At 59.2% G+C, this 16405-nt stretch carries 21 protein-coding genes; 9 read left to right on the top strand and 12 right to left on the bottom strand.

Going from position 1 to position 16405, the window contains the following annotated elements; translation table 11 throughout:
• Nucleotides 1–71 precede the first annotated feature (71 nt).
• Nucleotides 72–773 carry a haloacid dehalogenase type II gene (locus FHX06_RS10085; RefSeq protein ID WP_183879081.1) on the top strand — a complete coding sequence of 234 codons (702 nt, stop codon included), beginning with the start codon at nt 72–74 and terminating at the stop codon, nt 771–773.
• A gap of 22 nt (nt 774–795) precedes the next feature.
• Entirely contained in the window at nt 796–1587 is a 792-nt protein-coding gene (locus FHX06_RS10090; RefSeq protein WP_183879082.1) for an aldolase, read from the top strand.
• A gap of 6 nt (nt 1588–1593) precedes the next feature.
• Here FHX06_RS10090 and FHX06_RS10095 read toward each other — a convergent pair whose 3' ends face one another.
• On the bottom strand, nt 1594–2751 hold the full coding sequence (locus FHX06_RS10095; RefSeq protein WP_183879083.1) for a pyridoxal phosphate-dependent aminotransferase: 1158 nt from the start codon (nt 2749–2751) through the stop codon (nt 1594–1596).
• 206 nt (nt 2752–2957) lie between these two features.
• On the opposite strand from FHX06_RS10095, the gene FHX06_RS10100 reads away from it, so the two are divergent.
• The 6 genes from FHX06_RS10100 to FHX06_RS10125 all read left to right on the top strand — a co-directional run bounded on the left by FHX06_RS10100 (nt 2958) and on the right by FHX06_RS10125 (nt 7885).
• The gene (locus FHX06_RS10100; RefSeq protein ID WP_112545733.1) at nt 2958–3716 is read left to right on the top strand and encodes a DsbA family protein; all 759 of its coding nucleotides are present in this window, start codon (nt 2958–2960) and stop codon (nt 3714–3716) included.
• A gap of 242 nt (nt 3717–3958) precedes the next feature.
• Nucleotides 3959–4396 (top strand): type II 3-dehydroquinate dehydratase, encoded by a 438-nt coding sequence (gene aroQ / locus FHX06_RS10105; RefSeq protein ID WP_113013595.1) that lies wholly within the window; start codon nt 3959–3961, stop codon nt 4394–4396.
• 21 nt (nt 4397–4417) lie between these two features.
• Complete coding sequence (accB, locus tag FHX06_RS10110; RefSeq protein ID WP_112545735.1) at nt 4418–4894, top strand: acetyl-CoA carboxylase biotin carboxyl carrier protein; 477 nt, start codon at nt 4418–4420, stop codon at nt 4892–4894.
• 10 nt (nt 4895–4904) lie between these two features.
• The gene (accC, locus tag FHX06_RS10115; RefSeq protein ID WP_112545736.1) at nt 4905–6257 is read left to right on the top strand and encodes an acetyl-CoA carboxylase biotin carboxylase subunit; all 1353 of its coding nucleotides are present in this window, start codon (nt 4905–4907) and stop codon (nt 6255–6257) included.
• A 6-nt stretch (nt 6258–6263) separates the two neighbouring features.
• Nucleotides 6264–6881: a leucyl/phenylalanyl-tRNA--protein transferase gene (aat, locus tag FHX06_RS10120; protein ID WP_112968486.1), complete on the top strand. Its 618-nt coding sequence runs from the start codon at nt 6264–6266 to the stop codon at nt 6879–6881.
• A 74-nt stretch (nt 6882–6955) separates the two neighbouring features.
• Complete coding sequence (locus FHX06_RS10125) at nt 6956–7885, top strand: DUF2167 domain-containing protein (protein WP_183879084.1); 930 nt, start codon at nt 6956–6958, stop codon at nt 7883–7885.
• Nucleotides 7886–8007: 122 nt separating this feature from the next.
• Here the strand turns inward: FHX06_RS10125 and FHX06_RS10130 are convergent, their stop codons facing one another.
• The 6 genes from FHX06_RS10130 to FHX06_RS10155 all read right to left on the bottom strand — a co-directional run bounded on the left by FHX06_RS10130 (nt 8008) and on the right by FHX06_RS10155 (nt 12303).
• On the bottom strand, nt 8008–8448 hold the full coding sequence (locus tag FHX06_RS10130; protein WP_112545739.1) for a DUF2155 domain-containing protein: 441 nt from the start codon (nt 8446–8448) through the stop codon (nt 8008–8010).
• A gap of 116 nt (nt 8449–8564) precedes the next feature.
• A complete protein-coding gene (locus FHX06_RS10135) occupies nt 8565–8960 on the bottom strand; it encodes an NADH:ubiquinone oxidoreductase subunit NDUFA12 (RefSeq protein WP_112545740.1) in 396 nt (131 codons plus the stop codon).
• 102 nt (nt 8961–9062) lie between these two features.
• Nucleotides 9063–9530 carry a GNAT family N-acetyltransferase gene (locus FHX06_RS10140; protein WP_113212679.1) on the bottom strand — a complete coding sequence of 156 codons (468 nt, stop codon included), beginning with the start codon at nt 9528–9530 and terminating at the stop codon, nt 9063–9065.
• Complete coding sequence (locus tag FHX06_RS10145) at nt 9530–10036, bottom strand: GNAT family N-acetyltransferase (RefSeq protein ID WP_183879085.1); 507 nt, start codon at nt 10034–10036, stop codon at nt 9530–9532. Before FHX06_RS10145 ends, FHX06_RS10140 begins: the two co-directional genes overlap by 1 nt.
• 163 nt (nt 10037–10199) lie before the next feature.
• Nucleotides 10200–11705: an Asp-tRNA(Asn)/Glu-tRNA(Gln) amidotransferase subunit GatB gene (gatB, locus tag FHX06_RS10150; RefSeq protein ID WP_113013590.1), complete on the bottom strand. Its 1506-nt coding sequence runs from the start codon at nt 11703–11705 to the stop codon at nt 10200–10202.
• Nucleotides 11706–11793: 88 nt separating this feature from the next.
• Complete coding sequence (locus FHX06_RS10155) at nt 11794–12303, bottom strand: GNAT family N-acetyltransferase (RefSeq protein ID WP_112968491.1); 510 nt, start codon at nt 12301–12303, stop codon at nt 11794–11796.
• A gap of 417 nt (nt 12304–12720) precedes the next feature.
• Between FHX06_RS10155 and FHX06_RS10160 the strand changes: the two genes are divergently transcribed.
• A complete protein-coding gene (locus FHX06_RS10160) occupies nt 12721–12978 on the top strand; it encodes a YjhX family toxin (RefSeq protein ID WP_112545745.1) in 258 nt (85 codons plus the stop codon).
• 52 nt (nt 12979–13030) lie between these two features.
• Here FHX06_RS10160 and FHX06_RS10165 read toward each other — a convergent pair whose 3' ends face one another.
• The 5 genes from FHX06_RS10165 to FHX06_RS10185 form a co-directional block, all read right to left on the bottom strand.
• On the bottom strand, nt 13031–13306 hold the full coding sequence (locus tag FHX06_RS10165; protein ID WP_112968492.1) for a hypothetical protein: 276 nt from the start codon (nt 13304–13306) through the stop codon (nt 13031–13033).
• Nucleotides 13307–13378: 72 nt separating this feature from the next.
• Nucleotides 13379–13513 (bottom strand): hypothetical protein, encoded by a 135-nt coding sequence (locus tag FHX06_RS36015; protein WP_281413369.1) that lies wholly within the window; start codon nt 13511–13513, stop codon nt 13379–13381.
• Between the two features lie 103 nt (nt 13514–13616).
• Entirely contained in the window at nt 13617–15098 is a 1482-nt protein-coding gene (gene gatA / locus FHX06_RS10175; protein WP_183879086.1) for an Asp-tRNA(Asn)/Glu-tRNA(Gln) amidotransferase subunit GatA, read from the bottom strand.
• Between the two features lie 60 nt (nt 15099–15158).
• Complete coding sequence (gatC, locus tag FHX06_RS10180; protein ID WP_112545748.1) at nt 15159–15446, bottom strand: Asp-tRNA(Asn)/Glu-tRNA(Gln) amidotransferase subunit GatC; 288 nt, start codon at nt 15444–15446, stop codon at nt 15159–15161.
• Nucleotides 15447–15571: 125 nt separating this feature from the next.
• A complete protein-coding gene (locus FHX06_RS10185) occupies nt 15572–16276 on the bottom strand; it encodes a metal-dependent hydrolase (RefSeq protein WP_112545749.1) in 705 nt (234 codons plus the stop codon).
• Between the last annotated feature and the right edge of the window lie 129 nt (nt 16277–16405).

Here is a 16405-nt window from a genome sequence, read left to right on the forward strand (position 1 = left end):
AGCTATTATGACATTTAATTTCTCAATGAGCTGCTTTGTTGTCAATATGATGAAAAGCATGGAGACCACTGATGACACTTCCCGGAAACCGGCCAAGCTGGCTGACCTTTGATTGCTATGGCACGCTAATTCAATGGGATGAGGGCCTGCTTGCCGCGATGAATGAGATCCTGTCGGCAAAGGGTGGCGATATCGACCAGCCAGCCTTTATCGCCGTCTATGACCGTTACGAACATGAACTCGAAGAGCAAAGGCCGCACCGATCCTTCAAACAGGTCACCGCGCTCGCGCTTGAACTGGCGATGAAAGAATTCGGCCTGCCCTTCGATGGCGCCGATGCCGACCTGCTGACTTCGTCGATCGGCCGGATGCCACCTTTCCCTGAAGTCGTTGCCACGCTCGGCAAGCTGAAAGCCGCCGGCTTCAGGCTTGCCATTATCTCCAATACCGACGACGCGATCATTGCCGGCAATATCGCGCAGCTTGGCGGTATCATCGACCGGGTGATCACTGCCGAGCAGGCGGAAGCCTACAAGCCGTCGCCGCAAATCTTCCGGCATGCATGGAAAACGCTCGGCATCGATATGAATGATCTCGTGCATATCTGCGCAAGCCCGCATCTTGACCTTGTCGCGGCGCGCGAACTCGGTTTTCGTGCAATCTGGGTGGATCGCGGCACCGGGCGCAAACCCCTCAGCGATTACCGCCCCAACGAGATCGTGCCGACGCTCGACAAGGTGCCTGCCATCTTTGCAGCGAAGGGCTGGATGTAATTGACGCGACTGGAGACAAGACATGGCTCATGAATTGAACCTCGCGAAAGGGCAGCCGGCAATATTGCGCAACCTGCCGCTCGATACTGACGAGATCTGGCAGGCGCGCGTTGATCTGGCGGCGTGCCTCAGAATGGCGGCTCGGCTTGGGCTCGAGGAAGGCATTTGCAACCATTTCTCGGCCGTCGTACCCGGTCATCCCGATCTTTTCCTCGTCAACAGGCTCGGCTGGGCCTTTCAGGAAGCGACCGCCTCGTCACTGCTGATCTGCGATTTCGAAGGCAACGTCGTTGTCGGCGATGGCGTGCCCGAGGCAACCGCCTTTTTCATCCATGCCCGGCTGCACAGGATGTCGCCGCGCGTCGGAGCCGCCTTCCACACGCATATGCCGAATGCAACCGCACTCAGCATGGTCGAGGGCGATCCTTTCGTCTGGGCCGGTCAGACGGCACTGAAATTTTACGGCCGCGTTGCCGTCGACGAGAATTATAACGGGCTGGCCCTGGACGAACGCGAGGGTGACAGGATTGCCGCCGTGCTCGGCGACAAGGACATTCTATTCATGAAGAACCATGGCGTGATGGTCTGCGCGCCCAATATCGCAGAAGCCTGGGACGATCTCTATTATCTGGAGCGGGCAGCCGAGGTTCAGCTCAAGGCGATGAGCACCGGTCGGCGGCTCATCCCGGTTTCGACAGACATCGCCGAGCAGGCTGCCCGACAGATGCGCGAAGGCGATCCGGAAAGTGCACGGCTGCATCTCGAAAGCGTCAGGCGCGTTCTCGACCGCCAAGCGCCGGAATACCGGAACTGAGCGCCGTTACTTCAGCCAGGCGCCGATGCGTTCTATCGCCTCGGCGATTTCAGCCTGCGAGCCGGCATAGGACATGCGCAGCGTGCGCGGTCCTTCGACCGGGTCGAAATCGAGGCCGGGCGTGGCAGCGACATTGATCTCGGCCAGCATGCGACGGGCGAAATCCATACTGTCATTGGTGAAGCGCGAGACATCGACATAGGCGTAGAAAGCGCCGTCCATCGGGGAAGCCGGCGCTAAGCCGATCTTCGGCAGCCGGTCGAGCAGCAGTTCGCGGTTTGCCGCGTAGCTTGCCTTGACGCGATCCAATTCTTCGTTGGCGCCAAGAGCAGCAGTAGCAGCGATCTGGGAAAGTTCCGGCGGCGAGATATAGAGGCTCTGGGCCACGCGTTCGATCGGGCGCACCAGCCGCTCGGGCAGCACCATCCAGCCAATACGCCAGCCGGTCATGCAATAATATTTGGAGAAGGAATTGATGACGATTGCCTCGTCCGTCAGTTCCAGCGCGCTCGTCTCTTCTCCTGCAAAGGTCAGGCCGTGATAGATTTCGTCGGAGATGAAGGCAATGTCATTGGCATCGCAATAGGCGGCAAGCGCCTTCAGGCCTTCGCGGCCGGTCACAGTGCCGGTTGGATTAGCAGGACTTGCCAACAGCACGCCCTTCAGTTTCACGCCCTTTTCCAGCCGGATCGCTTCGAGGCTTTCGGGCGTCAGCGTGAAATGCGTGTCCGCCGTGACCGGCACTTCGACAACGTCGAGGCCGAGAGCGCCGAGGATGTTGCGGTAGGCCGGGTAGCCTGGCCGGGCGATTGCGACCGCGTCGCCGGCATCAAAGAGCGACAGGAAGGCGAGATTGAAGGCGGCCGATGAGCCGGTCGTGACGGCAATGCGGGCGGGATCGATCTCCAGGCCATGGCGGTTGCGATAATGCGAGGCGAGCCCCTGCTTCAACCGCGCCGTGCCAAGCGCATCCGTATAGCCGATGCGCCCTTCGGCAAGTGCCGCGCGGGAAGCATCGAGTGCGGCCTTGGGCGCCGGATGGGAGGGCTGGCCGACGGCCATGGAAATGACGGGGTGGCCGCTCGCACGTCGTTTCGTCGCTTCGGCCAGAACATCCATTGCATGGAACGGTTCGACTTCGCTGCGTTTCGAGATGGAAAACACGATCACTTCCTGCCTGGCTTCAGATGACGGCCAGACAATTGCCGCAATAATCGGCTCATCACAATCCCGCGAGGGCTTGGATCGGAGGAAAATTCCTGTTTGATGGCGGCCCGACGCGCCGTAATTTGATGCGGACGCATCCAAGCCCATTAACCCGGCAATGGTAATTTCGCTTCGAAAACCCATCAGCCGACGACGAGGATACCATGGCCTTCTTCTCCAAAACGCTCACCGCACTGGCGCTTGCAGCCTCCATCGCCCTTCCGGCTCAGGCATTTGCATTCGACGACCAGCAGAAGAAGGAACTCGGCGAATTCATCAAGCAGTATCTGATCGAAAATCCTGAGATCATGCTCGACGTGCAGGATGCGCTGCAGAAGAAGCAGCAGATGGCCCAGCAGGTGAAGGCCACCATGGCCATCGAGAACAATACCGACGGCATCTTCGATTCCAAGAATGACGTGACACTCGGCAACCCGAAGGGCGATGTCACCGTCGTCGAGTTCTTCGACTACAACTGTACCTATTGCCGCCACGCCCTGCCCGACATGCAGGCGCTCCTGAAGAAAGACAAGAACGTCCGTTTCGTGCTGAAGGAATTCCCGATCCTCGGGCCGGATTCGGTTGCCGCGCACCGTGTGGCGGATGCCTTCCGCCGGATTGCGCCTGAGAAGTACAGCGACTTCCACGTCGCTCTGCTCGGCAGCGACGGCCGAGCCTCCGAGGACACTGCAATCCAGGTCGCCTCTTCCCTTGGTGTCAGCGAAGACAAGATCCGCGCGGAGATGAAAAAAAGCCCGAACGACGATATCGTGCAGGCGACCTATCAGCTTGCCGCCAATCTCGGCATCAGCGGTACGCCGTCCTATGTGATCGGCAATGAAATGGTGCCGGGCGCCGTCGGCATCGACGATCTTGAGGCCAAGGTGAAGAACATGCGGGCCTGCGGCAAGACGAGCTGCTGACGCACCGCCCATCAAATCGCCCAAATCGAAGCGCTTCAGCCATGTGGACAAACATGGCGCGGCGCCCCCTGCCGATTCCGTAAGGGCTTTCAATAAGTCCGCGTGGAGTCTATAGGTGGCGCTCGCGCATTCCCGTGCCTTTGTCACCGAGAGGCTGGCATCGGACGCGAGGAATACACTGAACCGCGTACGGTTGCTTGATCCACCGAGGTCCAGAGCCGGTGCGCCAAACGGAACATTCGATGACGAAAACGATTTTTGTCCTGAACGGGCCCAACCTGAATATGCTGGGCAAGCGAGAACCTGGCATCTATGGTGGCAAGACGCTCAAGGACATCGAGGCGGACTGCAAGGCTGCGGGCCGCGAACTCGGGTTCGACATCGACTTCCGTCAAAGCAATCACGAAGGCACGCTGGTGGACTGGTTCCACGAGGCGGATGAAAAGGCCGCCGGCGTCGCCATCAATGCCGGCGCCTATACGCATACGTCGGTCGCGCTGCACGATGCGATCCGTGCCATTTCCATTCCCGTCATCGAGCTCCACATATCCAACGTGCATGCACGGGAAGAATTCCGCCACAAGTCGATGATCGCGCCTGCATGCAAGGGCGTGATCTGCGGCTTCGGGCCTCACAGCTACATCCTGGCGCTGCACGCGCTGAAGAACATCACGGCATAAGAAGAAGACAGGGCTACACTCATGGCTGAAAAGAAATCCGGTATCGATCAGGCGCTGATCCGCGATCTCGCAAACATCCTCAAGGACACGGATCTGACCGAGATCGAAGTCGAGCAGGAAGATCTGCGTATCCGCGTTTCGCGCGCAGGCACGCCCCAGTATATCCAGGCGCCGATCGGCGCTCCCGCCTATGCGGCGCCAGCTGCAGCAGCCCCGGTCGCGGCCGCCGCAGTTGCGGCTCCGGCGGCAGTCGGACGTAACCCGGCCAATACCGTCAACGCGCCGATGGTCGGCACGGTCTACATGGCTCCGGCCCCGGGGGCGCGCGCGTTCATCGAACTCGGCGCCACCGTCAAGGAAGGCCAGACGCTGCTCATTATCGAAGCGATGAAGACGATGAACCAGATCCCTTCGCCCAAGTCCGGCAAGGTCACGGAGATCCTCGTCGAAGACGGTTCGCCCGTCGAATACGGCCAGCCACTCGTCGTCATCGAATAAGGCTTTGCCAATGATCTCGAAGATCCTCATAGCCAATCGCGGCGAGATCGCCCTTCGCGTGCTGCGCGCCTGCAAGGAACTCGGCATTGCGAGCGTTGCCGTGCATTCGACGGCCGACGCCGACGCCATGCATGTTCGCCTCGCTGACGAGAGTGTGTGCATCGGCCCGCCGCCGTCGCGTGAGAGCTATCTCAATATCCACCAGATCGTCGCGGCCTGCGAGATCACTGGCGCTGACGCCGTGCATCCAGGCTATGGCTTCCTGTCGGAAAACGCCAAATTCGCCGATATCCTCGAAGCCCACGGCATCACCTTCATCGGCCCGACAGCGGAGCATATCCGCATCATGGGCGACAAGATCACCGCCAAGACGACGGCGCAGGAGCTCGGCATTCCCGTCGTTCCCGGTTCCGACGGCGAGGTTAAGACCGAAGAGGATGCGCTGAAGACGGCTGCCTATATCGGCTATCCGGTGCTGATCAAGGCAACGGCCGGCGGTGGCGGACGCGGCATGAAGGTTGCCAAGACCGAAGCCGATCTGATCGAGGCCTGGTCGACGGCCCGCACCGAGGCAGCCGCTGCCTTCGGCAACGACGCCGTCTACATGGAAAAGTACCTCGAAAAGCCGCGCCATATCGAAATCCAGGTATTCGGCGATGGCGAGGGCAATGCGGTCCATCTCGGCGAACGCGACTGCTCGCTGCAGCGTCGCCACCAGAAGGTCTGGGAAGAAGCCAACTCTCCGGCGCTCAACGTCGAACAGCGCATGAAGATCGGCCAGGTCTGCGCCGACGCGATGAAGAAGTTGAAATACCGTGGCGCCGGCACGATCGAGTTCCTCTACGAAAATGGCGAGTTCTATTTCATCGAAATGAACACCCGCCTGCAGGTGGAGCATCCGGTCACCGAAGCCATCACCGGCATCGACCTCGTGCATGAGCAGATCCGCGTCGCCTCCGGCGGCGGTCTGTCGGTCACGCAGGACGAGGTGCATTTCCAGGGTCATGCCATCGAATGCCGCATCAATGCGGAGGACGCGCGCACCTTCGTGCCCTCCCCCGGCACGATCACGCATTTCCATGCACCGGGTGGTCTTGGCGTGCGCATCGATTCCGGCGCCTATCAGGGCTACAAGATCCCGCCTTATTACGACAGCCTGATCGGCAAGCTGATTGTCCATGGCCGTACGCGTGTCGAATGCATGATGCGCCTGCGCCGTGCGCTCGATGAATTTGTCGTTGACGGCATCAAGACAACGCTGCCACTGTTCCAGGATCTCGTTTCCAACCAGGATATCGCCAATGGCGACTATGATATCCATTGGCTGGAAAAGTATCTCGCCAACAGCAAGCCGGCAGCATAGGACAGAATGGCAGGAGCGCGCAGGAAATCGCCAGGTATTACCCCGGAGATCCTCCTGCGCGCCTATTCGATCGGCCTCTTCCCCATGGCCGAATCTGCCGATGATCCGGAGATCTTCTGGGTCGAACCTGATGTCCGCGGCGTCCTGCCGCTCGACGACCGTTTCCACGTTTCCAAAAGTCTTCGAAAGACGATCCGGCAGAAGCCCTTCGAGATCCGCTTCAACAGCGCTTTCGATGCCGTGATGACCGCTTGCGCGCAAGAGACGACCGATCGTCCGAGCACCTGGATCAACGAGACGATCCGAACGCTCTATTCCGCCCTGCACGGCATGGGCCATGCCCATTCCGTAGAAGCCTGGGATGGCGATGAACTCGTCGGAGGTCTCTATGGCGTATCGCTCGGTTCCGCCTTCTTCGGGGAAAGCATGTTCTCGCGGCGCACCGATGCTTCGAAGATCTGTCTCGTGCATCTGGTGGAACGTTTGCGGCAGAAACACTTCACGCTGCTCGATACGCAGTTCACCACAGAGCATCTGAAGACGTTCGGGGCGCTCGACGTGCCAAAGGCGGATTACGCGCTGCTGCTCGCAGATGCAATGGAATCACCACATCTGCAGTTTTAAGGTTGAAATTTTCATCCCTGCGTTGATTTTTTGACTGATTCAATTAAGGTCGAAATACAACGGAGGATGGAATTTTGAAGCGATATATTGCGGCTGCAATCCTGCTCGCGCTCGCTGCCGGAGCAGCAGATGCGCGTCCCTATCAGGAAATATTTCCAAACAGGACTGACTTCTCCGATGAAGAGAAGCCGCTTCTGGAGAAGCTCGACTTCCAGCAAGGAGCAATCAAGCTGCCGACTGCGAAGGCGACGCTGAACGTACCTGAAGGCTTTTATTTTCTAAGCCCCGAAGATACGAAAACCGTGCTTGTCGACATCTGGGGAAACCCTCCGGGAGCGGCGGCTGACGCACTGGGCATGCTATTTCCTGCGCAATATTCTCCGACTGATGCCGGATCATGGGGTTCGGTCGTCGAATACAGCGCGGATGGCTATGTATCGGATGCCGACGCAGCGACGATCGACTACGATGAACTGCTGCAGAACATCAAGGACTCCATTTCGGAGAGCAATACCGAGCGACAGAAGCAGGGCTTTCCGACGGTGACACTCGTCGGCTGGGCTTCTGCCCCGCATTATGATCAATCCGCCCACGCCCTGCACTGGGCGCGCGACCTGCTGTTCAACGAGAATGGAAACACGCAGCATACACTGAACTATTCCGTGCGCACGCTAGGCCGTGAGGGGGTCTTTCAATTCGACTTCGTTGCCGGTCTCGAGCAGCTGAAGGAAATCGAGACCGCCGTCCCGACCGTGACCAAGCTCGTACAGTTCGACAAGGGAATGGCCTACGGCGATCACGCCGATGGCGACAAGATCGCTGCCTATGGGATGGCAGGCATGATCGCTGCAGGTGCTGGCGCCAAGGTTGCCGCCAAGATCGGGCTGCTGGCCATCGCCGCAGCCTTCCTGAAGAAGGCGTGGATCCTTGTCTTTGTGGTATTTGGCGGGGCGATCAGCTTTGTGAAGAAGCTCTTCACGGGCAACAAAACGCCCAACGCTTAGCGACCGACATCGCCAGGCGTGTCGCATCGAACCGATTGTATGCGACACGCACCCGGTGCCGCCATCATCTTGCTGTAGACAGTATTTCGCAGCCGAAAGTCTGGCCGGTCAGGTGCGCGCTTTTACTTGGCGCCGGCACTGTCCGGTGGCGGGACGTCGGAGTTCTGCTTGCAGTCCTTCAGCCAGACGTCATAGATCGGATGCTCGACGGCATTGAGGCCCGGGCTGTCGGCAAACATCCAGCCGGTGAAGATGCGGCGGATCTTGCGATCCAGTGTGATCTCGTCGACTTCGACGAAACCGTCGATCTTCTGGGCTTCCGACTGGTCGCGCGAATAGCAGGCCTTCGGCGTCACCTGCAGGGCACCGAACTGGACCGTTTCGTTGACATAGACGTCAAACGTGGTGATGCGACCGGTGATCTTGTCGAGGCCGGAGAAGACAGCGACCGGATTGTCAATGCGGGCGGCCTGTGCCTGATTGGAAAGAAGCCCGGCGGAGAGCGCCAACAGCGATACAGCTCCCGCAGCCGGCAGGACCATGTTTCGCAGGGAAAGCTTCATACTACCCGTCTCCAGCACGTATCAGGTTCATGGCCGCAGCGATTGCGGCCAACCTGCGGGTAAAGGTCAATTGTGGCCAAAGCGCGGGGTGAAACCCGCCATCGGATGCCTTGATCTCAGTTACCGGGCGTCCAGGCGTCGTAGTCACCCGTCACGCGCGGACGCTCGCCAGCAACGGACAGCGAACCTGGCGGACGATAGGCCTGCGGCGAACCGGTCGGGTTGGCGCGATGCGGTTTCTGCCATTCCTTGGCGACGTAGGTTTCCTTGGACGGAGGAACATCGGTGCGGTGATGCATCCAGCCATGCCAGCCCGGAGGAATGGCGGAGGCTTCGGCGTAACCGCTGTAGATCACCCAGCGCTTCGGCAGACCGTAGGAGGAAAGACCGCCTTCGTAATAGACATTGCCCAACTCGTCTTCACCAACCCGCTTGAAGCCACGAAGGGCAAACAGCGTGCCGAAGGTGTAATTGTTCCACCAGGTGAAGGTGTGCAGCAGGAACTTGATCATGTCTTTTCCTCGTGGCCGCAGGACGCGGACGAAAGCAGATAGGCTTTTTCGCTTATGCCGCCGCCAAGCCCAATTGTCCAGTGATTCCGACCGAAAACGCGGTCATTTCAGAGCCATCTTGAAACCGAGATGCGACGGCTTGAAGCCCAGCCTTTCATAGAAACGATGGGCATCCTTGCGCACCGCATTCGATGTCAGCTGGACGAGCCTGACACCGCGACTTTTCGCCTCGGCAATGGCAAATTCGATCATTCGCGCACCGATCCCCTGCCCGCGCAGGTCGGCGCGCGTCTGGACCGCTTCGACAATCATGGCGGATGCGCCGCGTGCGTTGAGCGAGGTGGTGATCATCGTCTGGAAGGTGCCGACGACGTCAGCGTCCCATTCGGCAACATAAAGCGTCTGGGTGGAGGATGCCGCAATCGTCGCAAAGGCCCGGACGTAATCGGGATAGGCGTCAGGATCAATCGTGTCACCATGGCCGCCAAGCGGATCGGCGGCAAACATGGCGATCAGTACCGGCAGATCGGCTTCACGTGCTTCGCGGATGATAATCTCGCCGGATGCCATTAGTGGAACTCAAGCGCTTTCTCGAAAACCAGCGTGGGAATGCCGGACTGGCCGGGGCCGGTATTCTCGTTGCGGCCAGCTTCGACAAAGCCGAGCCGGGTATAGAAATGGATGGCTTCGTGGTTCTGAACCTCGACCTCCAGCCGCATGATCTCCGCATCCGGAAAGCAGGTTTCGAGCTCCGCGAAGATATCGCGGCCTATGCCCTGGCGCTGCAGATCCGGCTTTACGTAGAGAAGGTGCAGCATCACGGTTTTCGTCATCTCGGACGACATCGCCGCATAACCCATGCCGCCAATATTCCTGCCATCATCGGCCACGAGGAATTCGGCATTCTTCTTGGTCAGCCGCGCCTTCAGCGCGGTCGGCGAAAAGAGATTGGTGATCAGCTCATCGACCTTTGCGACGCCGTGACTGGCGTCATAGGCACTGTGGAAGCTCTCGACCAGAAGGGCGCGAACCTTTTCCAGATCGCGCTCGCCAGCCGTTCGGACAAAATAGACCAAGACCTTCTCCTTGCGGCGGCCTTCCGAAGCCGCTTCTGACCATTCGGCCTACAGCACCGGCCCGAAAATCGAAATCGATTCTCGAAAAGCCTGATGCGTAGCTTCAAAGAATTAGAGCGTCCTTTGTGCGTCCGAATGGAAGCCCGGCGCTCCAGCCTTCGGCTTATTCTTCCTCGATACCGAGCTTGGCCTTGACGAGGGCCTGAACGGCCTGCGGATTGGCCTTGCCGCCGGTCGACTTCATGACCTGACCGACGAACCAGCCGGCAAGCGTCGGCTTTGCCTTGACCTTGGCGACCTGGTCCGGGTTGGCGGCGATGATCTCGTCGACAGCCTTCTCGATGGCGCCGGTATCCGTCACCTGCTTCAGGCCGCGGCTTTCGACGATCTCGGCGGGGTCGCCACCTTCGTTGAGGATGATTTCGAAAACATCCTTGGCGATCTTGCCGGAAATGGTCTCCGACTTGATGAGGTCGATGATGCCGCCGAGCTGTGCCGGAGAGACCGGCGTTTCCTCTATATCCTTGCCAGTGCGGTTCAGGGCACCGAGCAGATCGTTGATGACCCAGTTGGCGGCCGCCTTGCCGTCACGGCCTTCGGCAACGGCCTCGAAATAATCGGCAATCGCCTTTTCCGAGACAAGCACGGAGGCATCATAGATAGAGAGACCCAGCTCGCGGACGAAACGCTCCTTCTTGTCGTCGGGCAGTTCCGGCAGATGCTGGGCAAGCTCGCGGACGAAGGCGTCGTCGAATTCGAGCGGCAGCAGATCCGGATCGGGGAAGTAGCGATAGTCATGCGCATCTTCCTTGGTGCGCATGGACCGCGTCTCGCCCTTGTTCGGGTCGAACAGGCGGGTTTCCTGATCGATCGAACCGCCATCTTCCAGGATGCCGATCTGGCGGCGGGCTTCGTATTCGATCGCCTGGCCGATGAAGCGGATGGAGTTGACGTTCTTGATTTCGCAGCGCGTGCCAAAGGCTTCGCCCGGGCGGCGCACGGAGACGTTGACGTCGGCGCGCATGGAGCCTTCATCCATATTGCCGTCGCAGGTGCCGAGGTAGCGCACGATCGAACGCAGCTTCGTCATGTAGGCCTTGGCCTCATCCGACGTGCGCATGTCCGGCTTGGAGACGATTTCCATCAATGCCACGCCGGAACGGTTCAGATCGACATAAGACATCGTCGGATGCTGGTCGTGCATCGACTTGCCGGCATCCTGCTCCAGGTGCAGGCGCTCGATGCCGATCTCGATATCCTCGAACTGGCCCTGACGATCGGGGCCGAGCGAGATGACGATCTTGCCCTCGCCGACAATCGGATCCTTGAACTGCGAGATCTGGTAGCCCTGCGGCAGGTCCGGATAGAAGTAGTTCTTGCGGTCGAAGATAGAGCGCTTGTTGATCTGAGCCTTCAGGCCAAGACCGGTGCGCACCGCCTGCTTGACGCATTCCTCGTTGATGACAGGCAGCATGCCGGGCATGGCGGCATCGACGAGCGAGACGTTCGAATTCTGCGGCTTGCCGAATTCCGTCGACGCACCGGAAAAAAGCTTGGAGTTGGAGAGCACCTGAGCATGGACTTCCATGCCGATGATGACTTCCCAATCGCCAGTGGCGCCGGGGATATAACGTTTCGGATCAGGCGTGCGAACGTCGACAAGGGTCATTGGATGCTCTTTAAAGGCTGTTCTTTTCATCTGGTGAGGTAAAGGAAATGGCCTGCCGGTGCAAGGCTTTCAGTGCCTCGGCAAGGGTCTAGAAACCGGGACCGTAACCTTCCGGCTCCTGCGGGCCGAGATGTTTGCTGAGACCGACGGAGGGCACGTCGCGGTCGAGCTTCGGATTATAGGCGACAGAAAGCCAGTGGATGGCGTAGCCATGCTTCTGGAAGAAGGAGATCGCCTCGGTGTTTCCCGAATGGGTCTGCATCGCCGCCTCCTCGAAGCCCTGCTCGAAAATGTCGGCTTCGATATGTTCGAGAAGTGCCGTGCCCAATCCCTGGCGGTTGAAGCTCGGATCGATCCAGAAGTCGGAAATGGTCTCGTCCAGCCCCTCGCGCGCCGCCCAGCCGGCAACCTGCCCGTTCTGCTCGACGACCGTAATGGTGAGCCAGTTATTGTCCACGAAGGTCCGGAAGGCGTTGCGGGCTCCATCCGTCATCGCGTCCGATTCGCCGATCAATGCCATCGCTCTTTGCCAGGCCCTCAAGCCGATTTCGCTCAAGAGTTCCGTTTCGCCTTCGCGGGCATTGCGAATGTGGATCAATGGCACCTCCGCGCTAGAGTATGAAGTAGACCATTGAGTCGGGCAATTTTCCAGTGCCTCCAATGAGATAAACAGCCAAACCGGGTTTATCCGCCACTTTCTGCAGGTTGCCTTCGCTTGACCAAATTGTGGTTATTGATAGAAAGCACGTCAGGGTATTTCCGCTTTTCTGCGAAACACGGAAATGCCCTATCTCTTTCTACACGCAATTCCGGACGCAAAGCCGCTGAACGCTTTTGCTGGAATTGCTCAAGAGGTGTTTATGTCTAACCTGTCTGAGACCCGGTAAAGGCCCTGCCCGCAAGCACAGCCTCGCGCGCATGGGCCCGAAAAACGAAGCCGCGGCGTATCGGATAAGCCCGAGCGCCAGATCGTTTTCGTGCGCCTTCATGAAGGCGCGTTTCCGGATCAACAGCAATGGACATCTCGCGCACAGAACAGCGCATCCTGCACCTCATGGCCCAAGGCGGCCGCATCGAAATTACCCGCAATGACAACAGAAAGATCGAAACGGTGAGTTGCTTCACCCGCGACGGCTGGGTCTATCCTGGCTTCGGCATGGAGCTTTTCCGCAAACTGAAGCGGCTGAAGGCAATCAAGTCTTCAGCCGGTCAGCCATACCGGATCACCGAACGGGGGCTGAAGCTCGTCAGGGCACAGGTCGATAACAGATAGGACTGACAAAAGCCTGGCCGCGCGACGAGGTCTTCGCGCGGCCAGGACGGTTTCAAAGCTTTTCCGAAAGCTCTGCGCGCGTCGCCGTCCACTCGTCGGCGATCGTGCCGGCGCCGATCACCTTGCCGGCACGGCGATACCAGTAGCCTGCATTCCAGTCGTCACCTTCGACACGGTGACAAAGTGCATGCCCCCAGTCGAAGGGCTGTTCGCCCTCGTGGTTCTGGCAGATCTCATGAACTGCCTCCCACTCCGGCCCCATTTTGAAGCCTTTGGCAGCGAGGCGATCAAAGGCCTCGATCAACCGCGCAAGATCCTGTTTCGGCATGAGGCCCTCCCCGCAGAGTCGTCCCTCTATAGCAGGCACCGCCTCAAAAACCGAGACGGCGCCTGCTTTTCCTCAGTCGCGGAGATTGATGATGTCGTTCATCAATCCGCCCGTACCGTCGTGGATAGTCAGGTGACCAACCTTGCCGGCAATGGTTTCGAGGGCGTCAAGCTCCTTCAGACGCAGCATGACCGGGTTTTCAGCCATGACCTTCGCCGGCCCGACTCAACTGATCCTCAAATGCATCGGCAAAAGAGAAACGCCGACCATCTTGTGGCCGGCGTCTGCATTCTTTCGGATCGTTGGGCCATCACCACCATTTGGCGGCAGTGAACTTGCCTGCCGCCTGCTCGATGACATGAGCGGTCTTGAAGAGGGTTTCCTCGTCGAAGGCCTTGCCGATGAGCTGCAGGCCGAGTGGCAGGCCTTTGTGATCGAGGCCGGCGGGAACGGCGATGCCCGGCAGGCCGGCCATGTTGACCGTCACCGTGAAGATGTCGTTAAGGTACATCTTGACCGGATCGGATGCGAGGTCCTCGTCGGCAACGCCGAAGGCCGATGACGGGGTTGCGGGCGTCAGAATGGCATCGACGCCGGCATCGAAGGCAAGTTCGAAATCGCGCTTGATCAGCGTGCGGACCTTCTGGGCGCGCAGGTAATAGGCGTCGTAGTAACCGGCCGACAGAACATAGGTGCCGATCATGATGCGGCGCTTGACTTCCTGGCCGAAGCCGGCAGCGCGCGTCTTCTCGTACATATCGACGATATCCTTGCCGTCGACGCGCAACCCGTAGCGCACGCCGTCATAACGGGCGAGGTTCGAAGAGGCTTCGGCGGGCGCCACGATATAATAGGCCGGAAGAGCGTATTTCGTGTGGGGCAGAGAGATGTTGACGATCTCGGCACCGGCATCCTTCAGCCAGGCGATACCCTGCTGCCAGATGGATTCGATCTCTTCCGGCATGCCGTCGACGCGGTATTCGTTCGGAATACCGATCTTCATGCCCTTCAGCGACTGGCCGATGGCGGCTTCGTAATCCGGAACCGGCAGGTCGACGGAGGTCGTGTCCTTGGCATCGACGCTCGCCATCGACTTCAACAGGATTGCGGCATCGCGCACGTCGCGGGCGATCGGGCCGGCCTGATCGAGCGAGGACGCGAAGGCAACCGTGCCCCAGCGCGAGCAGCGGCCATAAGTCGGCTTGATGCCGACGGTGCCTGTGAAGGCAGCCGGCTGACGGATCGAGCCGCCTGTGTCGGTTGCAGTGGCGGCTGCGCAAAGATGGGCGGCAACGGCTGCAGCCGAACCACCGGAAGAGCCGCCCGGAACGAGCTGCTGATTGGAGCCGGCGGCGCGCCAGGGGTTGATGACCGCGCCATAGTGCGAGGTTTCGTTGGAAGAGCCCATCGCGAACTCGTCCATGTTCAGCTTGCCGAGCATGACCGCACCGTCATCCCAGAGGTTCCGGGTCACGGTCGATTCATAACGGGGCTCGAAACCGTCGAGAATGTGGCTGCAAGCCTGGGTATGCACACCGACGGTGGCGAACAGGTCCTTGATGCCGAGCGGGATACCTTCGAGATCGCCTGCCTTGCCGGCGGCGATCCGCTCGTCGGAATTCTTCGCCATGAGACGGGCGAGATCCGGCGTGACCTTGATGTAAGCGTTGAGATGAGCATTGGCCGCATCGATCGCCGAGATATAGGACTCGGTCAGTTCGGTCGCGGTGATTTCCTTGGCGCGCAGCTTGCGGCGGGCTTCGGCAATGGTCAGGCTGGTGAGTTCGCTCATCGTGTTTTCGCTTCAGATCTGAAAATGGCAACAGGGTCGGAAAGAGGCGGATAAAGCGCCTTATTCGACGACTTTCGGCACCAGGAAGAAATTGTGGTCGGTGATCGGCGCATTGGCAACGACGTCCTCAGCCTTGTTGCCGTCGTTGACGACATCCGTGCGCTTCTTCATGTCCATCGGCGTTACCGAGGTCATGGCCTCGACGCCGTCGACATTGACTTCGGAGAGCTGCTCAACAAAGCCGAGGATACCATTCAATTCGCCGACCATGCGATTTGCCTCTTCTTCCGAGACGGCAATACGGGCAAGGCGCGCAACGCGCTTAACGGTGGCGAGGTCAACGGACATGGCATTCTCCGGATAGGAATTTTCCTATCGCTATAAAGACCATGTCCGTCCTGTGCAACGGGTTTGCCTTTTGGGCAATGCAGAATTCCTGCCCTCAAACACCGCGGGATTTGAGGGCTAACGCGTCAGAGCGACAGGCTTTCGCCGGGCTTCGGCGCCTTCACTTGCGTCTTGGAGGCTTCCATGCCGGCGATGAATTTTTCCGGCGTCTGGTCGATGATCGGGAAGGTGCCGTAGTGGCAGGGAATAGCCGTCTTGAAGTTGAAGTAGCGCTGGCAGGCAAGTGCGGCCACCGCGCCGCCCATGGTGAAGCGATCTCCGATCGGCACAATACCGATATCGGGCTGATGCAGTTCGTTGATCAGCGCCATATCCGAAAAGATGTCCGTGTCGCCCATGTGGAGGAGGCTCGGCTCATCGTCGAAATGCAGCATGAGGCCGTTCGCGTTGCCGAGCGAATGGGAAACGCCGTCTTCCGTCATCTGGGCCGAAGAATGCAGCGCGTTGGTGAAGGTGGCGGTGAAGCTGCCGAGCGAAACCGTTCCACCGGTATTGCCCATTTCCAGCTTTTCAACGCCCTTGGTCCCGAGCCATGAAGCAAGATCGGCATTGGCGAGAACGACGGCGCCCGTTTCCTTGGCGATCGCTACGGTATCGCCGACATGGTCGCCGTGGCCGTGGGTCAGCAGGATGTGGGTAATGCCGTTGGTCACATTCTTGATATCCTGGCCCTCGAAGGACGAATTATAGCTCAGGAAGGGATCGATCAGGATTTTGGCGGCTTTCGTCTCGATACGGAAAGCGGAATGGCCGAGCCAGATGATCTTCATGAAAAGTCTCCTTAATCACATGTTACAAAAGCGATTTCCGGGACCAGAATGGTTTAACGTGGTTCCGGTTCGGAAAACCGTTTCGCACTTTTTCTGGAATTGCTCTAAGGACATAGCCGATATGGCCGC

The organism is Rhizobium sp. BK512 (assembly GCF_014194915.1).
Classification (GTDB): domain Bacteria; phylum Pseudomonadota; class Alphaproteobacteria; order Rhizobiales; family Rhizobiaceae; genus Rhizobium.